Origin of the sequence: Pantoea sp. QMID4, assembly GCF_030270445.1 — a bacterium.
In the GTDB taxonomy this organism is placed as follows: Bacteria; Pseudomonadota; Gammaproteobacteria; order Enterobacterales; family Enterobacteriaceae; genus Pantoea; species Pantoea vagans.
This window is the reverse complement of sequence record NZ_BSXL01000005.1, coordinates 339,436-353,603: the sequence shown is the minus strand read 5'-3', so window position 1 is coordinate 353,603 and position 14,168 is coordinate 339,436. Positions and strand designations below refer to the sequence as shown.

The following is a 14,168-nucleotide window of genomic DNA, read 5'->3' as shown; positions in this document are numbered from 1 at the left end:
CATGAAGAAAAACCTTTCCCTGCTATTGCTTACGCTGGCGCTGGTTGGATGTCAGTCGAAAGCGCGTTTCAGCGACGCGCAAATCGCAGCGATGAAAAGCGCCGGATTCACGCAAAATATGGAAGGCTGGGGGTTAGGCTTATCCGATAAGATCCTGTTTGGTGTAAATGAATCAGAGCTGACACCCTCCAGTAAGCTCACCATTCAGAGGATGGCGAAAAATCTGGCCTCGACCGGTATTAAACATGTGCGCATTGACGGGCATACCGATAATTACGGTAAACCCGATTATAACCAACAGCTGTCGCTAAAAAGAGCGAACGCGGTCGCGGCTCAGTGGGCGGAAGGCGCGGCGATAGCGCGTGAGAATATTGTGACGCGTGGATTGGGCATGAGTTCACCGGTTGCCAGCAACAACAGCGCGCAGGGGCGTGCGCAGAACCGGCGTGTGGCCATTATCATCACCGCGCCGTAATTTTTCAGTGACCGCATAATTTTGCGGCCCACATTTAACATAGCGGATCGCCTGATTACCCATAGCGGGAAGCATCGCTGAAAAGGGCACGGAACAGGGGATGTGCACGGTGGGATTCCACCGTGCATTTTTCCTGTCAGCGATAAAAGGCTGGTCTGGCTGGCATAGTAACCGGCACGATCCCGCCGGACGTCTGCGCCGAAACGCAGGCATCGGCGGCTACGGCAGCAGCATAGCCATCCCACGCGGAGGGACCGGTCATCTCACCGCTGATAACGTTGTTGATAAAGGCCTGTAACTCCACGTCATAGGCATCAATAAAGCGCTTTTTCCAGTCCGTCAGAATGGTGGTCGAGAGCCTGGCCGCGCTGCGCAGTTGCACCGATACCGGCTCCGGCAGGCGGGCAATGCCGCTTTCACCCACCACTTCACACTGAATGTCGTAACCATATTCACAGTTCACGAAAATTTCGACATCAATGCGCGCACCTTTGACGGTCTCCAGCAGTACGATCTGCGGGTCACGCAGGTGGGACGACGCCTTGCGGGTTTTACGCGGGAAGATCACCTGCACGCTGGCATAGTCATCATTCAGCAGCCAGCGCAGCACATCGAGTTCGTGGATCAGCGTGTCGGTGATCGCCATGTCGGTGGTGTAGCTGTCGCCCACTTCCGGGTTGCGGTGCGCGCAGTGCAGCATTAACGGCTCACCAATCTCGCCGCTGTCGATCACCGCTTTCAGTGCACGATAGCCACTGTCGTATGGACGCATAAAGCCGACCTGCACAAGCTGACGTCCCGCTTTGATCTCCGCCTCCACGATATTCATACAGCCCTGCGCGGTAACGGCCAGCGGCTTCTCGCAGAACACCGCTTTGCCTGCCTCAATACAGGCCAGCACAAAGGCTTCATGCGTCGGACCCCAGGAGGTGACCAGCACCGCGTTAACCTGCGGGTCGTTGATCAGATCAATCGCATTGTCATAAATGCGCGCTTCCGGCGTCAGTTCCTCAACAATCTGCTGACAGTTTTCGCGGTTGATGTCGTTGAGTGCCACCACGCGCGCATTCTGTAACACGGCACTGCAACGGCGGATATGTTCGCGGCCGATTGCGCCGGTACCGATAACACCAAGGTTAATGGTCATAATAATTCCTTACGCTGAGTGGTTTAACAGCTGGATGCTGTTGCGAATTTCGCGGGTGATGTCCGTTTCCTGCCAGCTGTTCATCACGGAGGAGAATGGCTCAAAGGCGTAAAGGCCGGTGTAGCCCATCTTCTCCAGCCGTTCGACCTGCTGTTTGCTGTGCAATCTGTCATCAGCACTGAGCATGATGCGCTCTTCGTCTGTTAACTGACTGACCGGGCGCGGGTCGGTAACGCCGGAGAGGTGTACCAGACCGATTTGCTGAATGTCGATTTCCTGCTCAAAGGTCTGCTCCGCATCCTCAAACAGATGATGATGGAAGGTGTCGATTAGCAAGCGGAACGGCACGCCCGCTTCGCGGATTAGCGTCTGCGCCTGGGTTGCTGAACGCAGTGAGCTTTGTGGAAAGCCGAGAGGCTCAACCAGCCCCTGAATGCCTGCGTCAGCAAATAGCGAGGCCAGCGTTTTCAGCGCCCTGATCGTATCGGCGGCGCTGATGGGCGTACCGTCATTAAGCGGGCAGAGCACCAGCGACGCTGCGCCGACGGCCTGCGCATCGCTTAACAGCTGGCGCGCGCGTTGCAGCACCTCTTCATTCAGCTGGTTAAACGGGTAGAGCGCGTTGATGGTAACAATCCGGATACCTGACTCACGCGCCAGCGCGTTAACCTCATCGCCGCTAAGATCGTCGGTGACGCGTCCGCCGGGCATATCATTGCGCAATTCGACATTGTGAATACCGAGCTGGCTGACCAGTTTAAAAAACTGCGGGATACTCAGGCTGGGCGCTATTTTACGATTGACGCAAAAACGTGCATTGGAAATATTCAGGCTCATAACGGTTTCCTTAAATTATGGGTGCGGTGTTAAGGGCGATCGGGTCGTCATGCCTCGTGACGTTTTTTATTTCATTCACAGCGAGCAGGGTTATTTGTTGCCGTTATAGAGCGCATAGAAATAGTGCTCGACCTGCTCAAGACTTCTTCCCCGGGTTTCGGGAATAAACTTCACGACAAAAACAGAACCGCCGATGCCGATTGCGGCGAATATAAAGAAGGCACCGGCCAGACTAAATGCGGCTAATAACAGCGGGAAGGCCATGGAGATAGCAAAATTCGCGATCCACAGCGAGAAGACCGCGCCGCCCATACAGATGCCGCGCATCCTGGCCGGGAAGATTTCCGACAGCAGCAGCCAGGTGACCGGTGACAGCGCACCCTGCTGGAAGCAGAGAAACAGCAGCATCCCCGCCAGCACCAGATAAGCCCGAACCAGGTTTACTGTGCCGTTGAGATATTCCGGCATCAGCCAGCAGACCAGCCCGATAAAGAACAGGCAGCAGGTGCAACCCATCTGCCCGATTAACACCAGCGGGCGACGGCCCGTTTTGCCGATTAACCAGATGCCAGCCAACGTCATCACCACTGAAATCACCCCGTTGGCGATGGTGGCGAACAGTGCGGCATCGTTGCTCAGCCCGGCAGCGGTGAGCATGGTCGGCGCGTAATACATGATGGTATTGACGCCGGTCAGTTGCTGAATCGCGGCGATGCCGACGCCGAGCAGGAAGATTTTCATCAGCCAGGGCGTCGCGAGATCGCGCAGGCGGCCTTTACCCCGCTGGCGGTTCTCTTCGATGGTTTCTTCAATCTCTTCCAGTTCCCACTCAACATCTTCAGCGGCGCGGGTTTTTTCCAGCACCTCACGCGCAGCCTGGCTGCGGCCTTTCATCACATGCCAGCGCGGGGTTTCAGGCATAAATATCATGCCGATCCAGAGCAGCGCGGCGGGGACTATCGACAGCGCCAGCATCCAGCGCCAGGTATTTTCGCCGCCCCAGATATCGTTAAAGGTGGCGTTTGAGATATATGCCAGCAGCTGACCGCTCACGATCATCAGCTCCTGCAGGGTGACCAGCTGGCCGCGTTTATTGGCGGGGGCGATCTCTGCGATATAAACCGGCACGGTGGCCGCGGCACCGCCCACGGCAAAGCCCAGGAACAGGCGCGAGGCGATCATCCAGGTGACATCCGGCGCAAGGGCAGAGCCGATAGCGCCAAAGGCGAAGATCAGCGCCAGCGCAATGATGATGCGGCGTCTGCCCAGGCTATCTGCCAGATGACCGGCCGCCAGCGCGCCAAAGGCCGCGCCAAACAGCAGGGAGCTGGTGACCAGCCCGGTGGTAAATGGGGTAAGATGCAAATCGCCGCGCATAAACAGTAGCGCGCCCGAGACCACGCCCGTGTCATAACCAAACAGCAATCCACCCAGGGTGGCGACCAGCGCAATAATCTTCACAAAAGGCTCGGTGCGGGTGGCGCTATTTGGACCGGAGGCCGGGTTCGACGAGATATAAAGTTCTTTTTCCATGAAAACTCCTGGTAATAACAACAAAGACAAAACGTCAGAACATGAAGAAGCTATCACCCTACTGATATTTTTATTTCGGGTTAAATTATATTTGAAACTTAGTTTTCATTATGTGAGTTCAAGCCTTCCGCGCTCTTTATTTTGATGGGATTCCATCAAATCGAAAATAAAGCCATTAATTTTAAAGGTGTTATATATGGGAACAGACGATTGCGGATATTTCAGGCAGGGGGAAATGGGCAAGAATGCCGGGCCGTAAAGAACAGATGAACAGGGTCAGGATGAAATATCCTAACCGTATTAATCAGAAATAAGCCGGTTTCAGCGAATGGCGAGGGTGTTCAGTGCCGATAATAGCGCGTCCACTTTTGGCAGAAACTGTTTGCGGCGTGGCCACACCACGCTCAGTGTCAGCCCGTCGGGTTGTAACTGCGGCATAATAGTTTCCAGTTCACCGGCGGCCACGGCGCGCTGAATCAGCCATGAGGGCATCTGCGCCACACCCAGCCCGGCAATGACTGCCTGAAGCTGTGCATCGACGTCGCCCAGCGCCAGCCGGTAGGGCACGTCGCGCCAGTGGGGCTGACCATCTTCGGTGGTAAACAGCCAGGGTTTGGTTGTGCCATCCACGCGCTCATAAAGAATGGCAGGATGGTTCAGCAGCGCTGCTTCATTTTCAGGACGGCCCTCCCGGTCAAGATAGGCGGGAGAAGCACAGAACTGCATCTTCTCGCGACCCATGTTACGCCAGCCCAGTGAAGCAGGCAGGTCGGGTGCACCGCCGATCCGAACTGCCACATCCACGCCTTCCTCAAACAGATCAACAAAGCGATCGGACAAACTCAGGCTAAGTGCCAGCTCCGGATTGTGCTGGCAAAAGGGTATCAGCACTGGCATGACGTTGAGTCGTCCAAAGGTGGTGGGTACCGCCAGACGAAGACGGCCGGAAGGAATGGTGCGCTGGGCGGCCAGCACCGCCTCGGCTTCGGCCAGATCCTCCAGAACCCGCAGACAGGTCTGATAATAGGCGCTGCCCGCGTCGGTCAGATTCAGGCTACGCGTGGTGCGCTCCAGCAGCCGCGAACCTAAGCGCGTCTCCAGGCGGCTGACGCTTTTGCTGACCGCCGAACCGGTCACGTGCAGACGTTCAGCCGCGGCGGTAAAGCTGCCGCACTCCACGCTGGTGACAAAGGGCAGAATATCTTTGAGGCGATGATCATGCATAGATTGATGAACTCAGGTTGAGAATGCTGTGAATAATTGCCAGAGATAAGAACTGAATTCTCTATTAGGCTTAGCATTACGCAAAACGAGGAGAAATCAAATGAAAAAGCACGCTTTGATTGTGGGCATCAGCGGCGTTATTGGTCGCGCACTGGCAGATAAATTACAGCAGGAAGGCTGGCAGGTCAGTGGTCTGTCACGCGGACGTGGTGCGGTACCTGAAGGCGCCACCAGCCTGACAGCCGATCTGACCGATGCAGATGCTGTCCGTGACGCACTAAAAGATGTCAAACCGGACGCGCTGTTTTTCAGCGTCTGGGCGCGTCAGGAAAATGAGAAAGAGAACATCCGCGTTAACGGCGGCATGGTTCGTAACGTGATTGAAGCACTCGGCGACCGTCTCAAAGGTTCGCACGTTGCGCTGGTGACCGGACTGAAACACTACCTGGGTCCGTTTGAAGCGTATGGGAAAGGTGCCGTGCCGGTTACGCCGTTCCGCGAAGAGCAGGGGCGTCAGCCGGTCGATAACTTCTACTATGCGCAGGAAGATGAAGTGTTCGCGGGCGCAGAAAAGTATGACTATCGCTGGAGCGTGCATCGTCCGCATACCATCATCGGCTATGCCGTAGGCAACGCGATGAACATGGGGCAGACGCTGGCGGTTTATGCAACATTGTGTAAAGAGAAGGGCTGGCCGTTAATCTTCCCGGGTTCGCCGGAGCAGTGGAACGGGATAGCAGACATGACTGATGCGGGTCTGCTGGCTGAGCAGCTGCACTGGGCGGCAACGTCACCGAACGCCGCGAATCAGGATTTCAACGCGGTCAATGGCGATGTGTTCCGCTGGAACTGGATGTGGCCAAAACTGGCTGACTATTTCGGCATCGAAGCCGCAGAGTACCCGGCGCAGATGATGCCGCTGGAAGATCGCATGCAGGAAGCTGAGAGCGCATGGCGGGCGATTGCAGAACAGCATCAGCTGCGTGAGGCCGATGTCACTAAGCTGGCTTCATGGTGGCATACTGATGCCGACCTGGGTCGTCCGATGGAAGCCTTTACCGACATGAGTAAGAGCCGCAAAGCGGGCTTTACCGGCTACCGCAGTACGCTGGACGCCTTCACGCAGCTGTTTGATAAGCTAAAAGCGGAAAAAGTGATTCCGGAATAAACCCCGCAGGCACCGCATCAGGTGCCTGTTTCGTTTCTGGCAGATAGCTATACTCTGACACCTAATCAGTGAATGGAGGAGTGGATCCTATGGCGACATGTTTCATTATCGGCGCAGCAGGCAAGGTGGGCCAAAAGCTGACCCGTCAGCTGAGCAGCAAAAGTCACACTGTCACGGCATTGCATCGCAAGCCGGAACAGGCTGAGACCCTGCAGGCCGCTGGCGCTAAGCCTGTCGCAGGCGATATTCAGCAGCTGAGCGTGACGGGGCTGGCAGAACTGATGGCCGGTCACGACGTGGCGGTCTTTACCGCGGGTGCGGGCGGTGCCGGTATCGCGCTGACCAATGCCATCGACGGTGAAGGGCTGAAGCTGGCAGTTGCCGCCGCAGAGCAGGCTGGCGTGTCGCGTTTTATGCTGGTATCCGCTTTTCCGGATGCGGGCCGTGGTAAAACGCCATCTGAGGGATTTGAGAACTACATGCGGGTGAAGCGTCTGGCGGATGCGGAGCTGGTGGCGAGCAAGCTGGAGTGGGTGATCCTGCGGCCTGGCACGCTGACCGATGAAGCAGGTACGGGCCGGGTGCATGCAGACCTTGCTATCCCCTATGGTGAGATCCCGCGCGAAGATGTGGCGGCGACGCTGGTCGGTCTGATTGAGAATCCGGCGATTAAGTATCAGATTATCGAACTCACCAGAGGTGATGAGAAGATCGATGTGGCGTTGCAGCGGTTGCAGCGGGGTTAACAGGGTCCGATAGCGGCGCTCTACTTTACCTGGGAAGGCAGGGCTGGGTTAGTGCTTTGATCGAGGTTGCTCAGGGAACGCGGTCAGATCGGAGAGACGCAAAAGCCGTCATCCATGACACGCTCGTCCCGCACCATCCCTGGTGCGGGACGCTTTCCTCCTCTGACCGTGCTCCCTGCGCGTTGAGTTTTTCTTTGCTGCAAGTCTGATACTGATTCAGGTTCCAGGCATTCTCCCTGCGCAGACTTTATGACAGCCAATAGCCCTAACTTTTTCAACAAAAAAGCCCCGGATCCGGGGCTTTTTTTTATCTGACGCAGGTATTACTTAACGCATTTCGCGCAGTGTGCGCGCTCAATATGTTGGAAGAAGTCATTACCTTTGTCATCGACCAGGATAAAGGCAGGGAAGTTCTCGACCTCGATTTTCCAGATCGCTTCCATTCCCAGCTCAGGATACTCCACGCATTCCAGACTCTTGATGCTCTGCTGTGCCAGCACCGCGGCCGGGCCACCGATGCTGCCCAGATAGAAGCCGCCATGTTTATGACAGGCATCCGTCACCTGCTGGCTGCGGTTGCCTTTCGCCAGCATGATTTTGCTGCCGCCGTGGGCCTGCAGCAGATCAACATAGGAGTCCATGCGGCCTGCGGTGGTCGGGCCGAGTGAACCGGACGCATAACCTTCAGGTGTTTTGGCCGGACCGGCGTAATAAACCGGATGATCTTTAATGTACTGCGGTAATCCTTCGCCGTTATCGATGCGCTCTTTGAGTCTGGCATGAGCAATGTCGCGCGCCACGATAATGGTGCCGGTCAGTGACAGGCGGGTAGAGACCGGATACGCAGAGAGCTGTGCCAGAATCTGCTCCATTGGGCGGTTAAGATCAACCTGTAACACCTCACCTTCGCCCTGCTGACGCAGTGCTTCCGGGATCAGGCGGCCTGGGTTGGCTTCCAGTTTCTCAATCCAGATACCTTCGCGGTTAATCTTCGCTTTGATATTACGGTCAGCCGAGCAGGAGACGCCCATGCCGATCGGGCAGGAGGCACCGTGACGCGGCAGACGCACGACGCGGATGTCGTGCGCGAAATATTTGCCGCCAAACTGCGCGCCAAGGCCGAGCTGCTGCGCCGCTTCCAGCAGTTCCTGCTCAAGCTGAACGTCGCGGAATGCCTGACCGTGCTCGTTGCCTTCGGTCGGCAAGCCGTCGTAATAGTGTGTTGAGGCGAGCTTAACGGTTTTCAGTGTGCTTTCAGCCGAAGTGCCGCCGATAACAAACGCAATATGGTAAGGCGGACAGGCTGCGGTGCCGAGGGTGCGCATCTTATCGACCAGGTAATTTTTCAGCTTGCCGGGGCTTAGCAGTGCTTTGGTTTCCTGATAGAGATAGGTTTTGTTAGCGGAGCCGCCACCTTTGGCGATACAGAGGAATTTATACTCATCGCCATCGACGCTGTAGAGGTCGATCTGCGCCGGCAGGTTAGTGCCGGTGTTTACCTCTTTATACATATCCAGCGCGGCATTCTGTGAATAGCGCAGGTTGTCTTCGATGTAGGTGTTGTAGATACCCTGTGACAGTGCGGCTTCATCACCGCCGCCGGTCCAGACGCGCTGGCCCTTTTTGCCCATGATTATCGCGGTGCCGGTATCCTGACAGGTCGGCAGCACGCCTTTGGCGGCAATTTCAGAGTTTCTTAAAAACTGCAGGGCGACATATTTGTCATTGTCGCTGGCTTCCGGATCTTCAAGGATGGAAGCTACCTGCTGCTGGTGGGCCGGACGCAGCAGGAAAGAGGCGTCGTGGAAAGCCTGCTGACTCATCAGGGTCAGCGCCTCCGGGTCGACTTTAAGGATTTCCTGACCCTCAAACCCGGCGACCGAGACATGCTCGCGGGTCAGCAAATAGTATTCAGTATCTTCGTGGGACAGCGGAAAAGGGTTCTGATAGACAAAAGGTTTGTTCGACATTTTTTCTCACTTAATGACCTGCTGAACCTCCGCGGCCAGGCTGCGGGGCGCAACATCACAGGCGAATTCATTGTTTATTATGTTTCCCCGCGGCGGGTGCGGCGGGGAAGTGAAGGAATGGTATCTTATAACGCGTTGATCTGCATGTTGTATCCGTCAGAACATCCACACCATCCACGGATAAGCAATCACCATCATGGAGACCAGGAAGATGGCACCGAAGATGGTGCCCAGACGCCAGTAATCTTTAGTCGGCAGATAACCACTGCCGTAGTAAATCGGGCTTGGGCCAGTGCCGTAAGGGGTGATGATGCCCATCACACCCAGAGAGGTACACAGCATCAGGCAGAAGACCGGCATATTGATGCCCGGGATTGAAGCTGCAATGGTCAGCATGGCCGGTAACAGAGCGGTGGTATGCGCGGTGGTACTGGCAAACAGGTAATGCAGCAGGAAGAAGGCGATTAAAAGTACTACGGCTGAAATCTGTGGGTCATAACCCTGCAACAGCATGCCGCCTTCTTTCCCCAACCAGGCGATAAAGCCGACACGGGCCAGACCATCAGCCAGCGCCACTAGCGTTGCGAACCAGGCAAAGGTGTTCCAGGCCGGTTTATTGCTGGTAATGTCGTTCCAGTTCAGGACACCGGTCCACAGCATCAGCACCACCACCAGAAGTGCCGCCATTGCAGGCTCAATCCACGAGGTGGCGAAAATCCACATCAGCAAGGCACAGACCACAAACACCAGCAGCAGAATTTCGTTACGGGTCAGGCGGCCCAGTTTCTCCAGCTCAGCGATAGCCCATTTCGGCACTTCATCATTAATTTTAACTTCAGGTGGATAGAGCCAGTAAGCCAGCAGCGGCATAGTCAGAATCAGCAGCACGCCCAGCGGCAGGAAGGCCAGGAACCACATACCCCATGAGATATCGAAACCGATAATGCTTTTCACCAGCGCCAGTGCCAGCAGGTTAGGTGCCAGCGCTGACAGGAACATTGAGCTGGTAATACAGGCTGCGGTGATGGCAACCCACATCAGATACGAACCGATCTTACGGGCGCTCGGGTCGTTTGGTTTAGAGCCGTAAAGCGGAGGCAGGTTAGCGATAATCGGATAGATAGTGCCGCCACTGCGCGCGGTATTTGAGGGAGTAAACGGAGCCAGAAGCAGGTCAGCGAAGGTAATGGCATAACCCAGCGTCAGGCTGCGGCGACCCAGATACTTCACCAGAATCAGGGCCAGACGACGACCAAACTGCGTCTTGTCATATCCGGCGGCGAACATAAAGGCACCGAAGATGAGCCAGACCGTTGAGTTACCGAAACCGCTGACCGCCCACTTGAAGGACTCACTGGCGACTTTGAATTTCGGGTCAGCCAGTTCCGCCGGGCTGAAGAGGACAAACTGGCTGAACAGGGCGATGGCCACGACGCCGGTCAGGCCGATAACGGCACCAGGCAGCGGTTCAAAGATCAATCCAACAATCACGCCGACAAAGATGGCGAAGAAGTGCCAGGCATAGGGTTCAAGACCGGCCGGCGTCGGCACCAGCAACAGCAACACGGCAACGATGACTGGCAGCGCCAGCATGATAGCTTTCTTTTTACCCGCCGCCGCAGGTGCGGCTTTAGGGGGTTCAGTTACAGCTGAGAGTGGTTTCATAGTATTTTATCTGCAAGTTGAGAAGAATGCGATTTGCGCCCCGGACCTTCACTGATGACTTTCTTATTAATTCTTAGTAGCGTGAATAAACCGCGATGCACTGATTTTTTTAATCTGCTGCTGGACTATAGAGCAGCATATTTAAATCCATGTAAATATGATGCGATTTTTGCAAATATAGATTTTGATCCAGATCAAAGAAATTTATCCATTATTCCCCATTTTTAACAATTATTTTTTATTTATATTTCTGGCATCGACCTTCTGACAGATTTGTGAAGCTTATCGACAAATCTCCGGAAGGTCTGAAACGAAGCGTCCATATTAACATCCTGATCATGAAGGGTAAATTATTTATGTAAATGAATGGTTGATTTTTAGTTACCCATGGTTAACAATTAATATAACTTCACTTCCCGAGTTCATCAAATAAAAACCCTGAATTCTTTAAAAGTTAAAAAAGTAAATTTATCGCTTATGAAAGCAAAGAAGAGGGTATATTAGGCGCATGACATCGGACCACTTAATTATGCGATAATTTGCGTCCGCTAAAAAATTTCCAGACTTTTAAATCTTGGAGTTTATCGCAATGAAATCTCTCACCCCCATCCTTAATCCCCTTACCCTGCCTGGCGGCGCTGTGTTGAAAAACCGACTGGTGATGGCCCCCATGACCACCTGTACCGGTTTTTATGACGGAACAGTCACCAGCGAACTGGTCGAGTATTACCGCGTACGAGCAGGCAGCATCGGAACTGTGATCGTCGAGTGCTGCTTCATTGATAACCGCGGCCCGGCGTTCCCGGGTGCCATTGCTATCGACAGCGACAACAAAATCCCCGGTCTTAAACGCATCGCAGACGCGATTAAATCGGAAGGCTCTACGGCCATTCTGCAGATCTATCACGGTGGCCGCATGGTCGAGCCGGAACTGATCGGCGGGAAAACACCGGTTGCGCCGAGCGCCATTGCCGCACCGCGCGAAGGGGCAACTAAACCCCTGGCGCTGAGCGCTGAAGAAGTCGAAACCATGATCACCAAATTTGGTGATGCGGTGAACCGTGCTATCAAAGCAGGTTTTGACGGCGTCGAAATTCATGGTGCTAACACCTATCTGATTCAGCAGTTCTATTCTCCAAATTCTAACCAGCGTGATGACAAGTGGGGCGGCAGCCGCGATAACCGCGCACGCTTCCCGCTGGAAGTGCTGGAAATCACCCACAAGATGGCGGAGCGCTTCGCCCATAACTCGTTCATCATCGGCTATCGCTTCTCGCCGGAAGAGATCGAAGTCCCTGGCATCCGCTTTGATGACACTCTCTATCTGCTGGAAAAACTGGCTGCGCGTGGACTTGACTATGTTCACTTCTCTGTCGGCCAGTTGTTGCGCCCGTCCATTGTTGATACACAGGATCCGACGCCGCTGATCGAGAAATTCGTTGCGATGCGTTCGCCTGTGCTGGCAAAAGTGCCGGTGATTGGTGTGGGCGGCGTGGTGAATAAAGCCGATGCCGAGCTGGCGCTGGAAAAAGGCTACGATCTGGTAGCGATTGGTAAAGCGTGTATCGCCTATCCTGACTGGGCTGACCGCATCATCAATAACGAACATCTCGAACTCTACATCGACAGCAACAAACGCGAAGAGCTTCAGATCCCGGAACCGCTGTGGCGCTTCTCACTGGTTGACGCGATGATCCGCGACATGAGCGAATCGGGCCGTAAATATAAAGCGGGTGTTTACCAGGAGAAAGTGGAAGCCGAAGCGCTGAAGCTGAAAATCAACGTCACACTGGATACCGACCGTATTACCGACATCTCGCTGGTGCCTGACGACACGCTGGATGTGGACTTCACCACCACCTTTGAAAGCCTGCGTAACCGCATTCTGGTGGCTAACAGTCCCCACGTTGATGCGATTACCGGCGCCACCACCCAGAGTGAAGCGCTGAAAAAAGCGGTTTCCCGTGCGCTGACTACCTCCAGCAAAGAGCATGTGATTGAAGAGGGTGGTAACCCTAATGCACCGCAGAACTACGATGTGGTGATTGTGGGCAGCGGCGGTGCCGGTCTGGCGGCCGCGATTCAGGCGCATGATGAAGGCGCACGCGTGGTTATCATCGAGAAGATGCCGACCATCGGCGGCAACACCATCAAAGCGTCTGTGGGCATGAACGCCGCTGAAACCCGTTTCCAGAAACTCAAAGGCATCGACGACAGCAAAGAGCTGTTCTATGAAGAGACGCTGAAGGGCGGTCAGTTCAAAAACAACCCGGTGCTGCTGCGCGAGTTTGTTGACCTGGCACCTGAGGCGATTGAGTGGCTGGCGATTATAGGCATTGAGCTCAACGACATCACCATTACCGGCGGGATGAGCATCGATCGAACTCACCGTCCGGCTGACCGCTCAGCAGTGGGTGGCTTCCTGATCAGCGGCCTGGTAAAAAATATCAACAGCCGCAACATCGAAGTCCTGCTGGAAACCTCGGTTGCTGAGATACTCTATGAGAATGGCGCAGTCGCGGGCGTGAAAGTAGTCGATGAATACAACGACAGCCGTATCCTGAACGCTAAAAGCGTGATTGTGGCAACCGGTGGCTTCAGTGCGAACCGTGAGCTGGTGGTGAAATACCGCCCTGAACTCGATGGCTTTGTCACCACCAACCACAAAGGTGCGACCGGTAGCGGTATTGCGATGCTGGAGAAAATTGGCGCCGGAACTGTGGATATGGGTGAAATCCAGATTCACCCGACGGTTGAACAGACGACGTCGTATCTGGTTTCTGAATCGATTCGTGGCGGCGGCGCTATACTGGTCAGTCAGGCCGGTAATCGTTTCTACAACGAAATGGAAACCCGCGACAAAGTCTCGGCGCAGATTATTGCCCTGCCAGAGAAGAGTGCCTGGATTGTGTTTGACGAACAGGTGCGTATGAGTAACAAAGCGGCTGATGAATATATCGCCAAAGGCTTTGTGGTCAGCGCGCCAACCGTGGCGGAACTGGCGGTGAAACTCAACATGAGTGAGCATCACACGCTGGAAGCGACGCTGGCACGTTACAACAACTTCGTCATCATGCAGAAAGACGAAGACTTTGGTCGCCAGACCGCGCTGCGTCATCCGCTGAGCGAAGCGCCGTTCTACGCAATTCGTGTCGCACCAGGCGTGCACCACACCATGGGCGGCGTCACCATCGACACCACCACCGCGGTGCTGGATAGTCAGAAACAGGTCATTAATGGTGCCTGGGCGTGTGGCGAGGTGGTTGGCGGCATTCATGGCGCGAACCGTATCGGCGGTAACGCCGTTGCAGATATCATCATCTTCGGTATCCTGGCCGGTGGTAACGCTGCCGCCTACGCCCGACGTTAACGGCAGTCTCCGGCATCCGCATCCTGCGGGTGC

Annotated in this window: 10 protein-coding genes; 4 read left to right on the top strand and 6 right to left on the bottom strand. The window is 55.0% G+C overall.

Translation table 11 applies throughout. From position 1 onward, the window contains the following. Position 1 precedes the first annotated feature (1 nt). The gene (yfiB, locus tag QSK07_RS13655; protein ID WP_285721527.1) at positions 2–475 is read left to right on the top strand and encodes an outer membrane lipoprotein YfiB; all 474 of its coding nucleotides are present in this window, start codon (positions 2–4) and stop codon (positions 473–475) included. Positions 476–611: 136 nt separating this feature from the next. Here yfiB and iolG read toward each other — a convergent pair whose 3' ends face one another. The 4 genes from iolG to QSK07_RS13635 form a co-directional block, all read right to left on the bottom strand. Beyond that, positions 612–1,622 (bottom strand): bifunctional inositol 2-dehydrogenase/D-chiro-inositol 1-dehydrogenase, encoded by a 1,011-nt coding sequence (gene iolG, locus QSK07_RS13650; RefSeq protein ID WP_285721528.1) that lies wholly within the window; start codon positions 1,620–1,622, stop codon positions 612–614. Between the two features lie 9 nt (positions 1,623–1,631). Next, the gene (locus QSK07_RS13645) at positions 1,632–2,459 is read right to left on the bottom strand and encodes a TIM barrel protein (RefSeq protein ID WP_285721529.1); all 828 of its coding nucleotides are present in this window, start codon (positions 2,457–2,459) and stop codon (positions 1,632–1,634) included. Between the two features lie 90 nt (positions 2,460–2,549). Next, positions 2,550–3,992 (bottom strand): sugar porter family MFS transporter, encoded by a 1,443-nt coding sequence (locus tag QSK07_RS13640; protein WP_285721530.1) that lies wholly within the window; start codon positions 3,990–3,992, stop codon positions 2,550–2,552. Between the two features lie 321 nt (positions 3,993–4,313). Then, entirely contained in the window at positions 4,314–5,216 is a 903-nt protein-coding gene (locus QSK07_RS13635; protein WP_285721531.1) for a LysR family transcriptional regulator, read from the bottom strand. A gap of 100 nt (positions 5,217–5,316) precedes the next feature. On the opposite strand from QSK07_RS13635, the gene QSK07_RS13630 reads away from it, so the two are divergent. Together QSK07_RS13630 and QSK07_RS13625 are read left to right on the top strand one after the other, a co-directional pair. Continuing rightward, positions 5,317–6,384, top strand: a complete 1,068-nt coding sequence (locus QSK07_RS13630; RefSeq protein WP_098050164.1) for an SDR family oxidoreductase — start codon at positions 5,317–5,319, stop codon at positions 6,382–6,384. 89 nt (positions 6,385–6,473) lie between these two features. Further along, entirely contained in the window at positions 6,474–7,130 is a 657-nt protein-coding gene (locus QSK07_RS13625; protein ID WP_098050163.1) for an SDR family oxidoreductase, read from the top strand. A gap of 323 nt (positions 7,131–7,453) precedes the next feature. On the opposite strand, the gene fumA is transcribed toward QSK07_RS13625, so the two are convergent. Next, positions 7,454–9,100, bottom strand: coding sequence for a class I fumarate hydratase FumA (gene fumA, locus QSK07_RS13620; protein WP_285721532.1), 1,647 nt, complete (start codon positions 9,098–9,100; stop codon positions 7,454–7,456). Positions 9,101–9,256: 156 nt separating this feature from the next. Beyond that, the gene (locus tag QSK07_RS13615; protein ID WP_098050161.1) at positions 9,257–10,765 is read right to left on the bottom strand and encodes an anion permease; all 1,509 of its coding nucleotides are present in this window, start codon (positions 10,763–10,765) and stop codon (positions 9,257–9,259) included. A 589-nt stretch (positions 10,766–11,354) separates the two neighbouring features. Here QSK07_RS13615 and QSK07_RS13610 point away from each other — a divergent pair. Then, positions 11,355–14,135, top strand: coding sequence for a flavocytochrome c (locus tag QSK07_RS13610; RefSeq protein WP_285721533.1), 2,781 nt, complete (start codon positions 11,355–11,357; stop codon positions 14,133–14,135). Positions 14,136–14,168 lie beyond the last annotated feature (33 nt).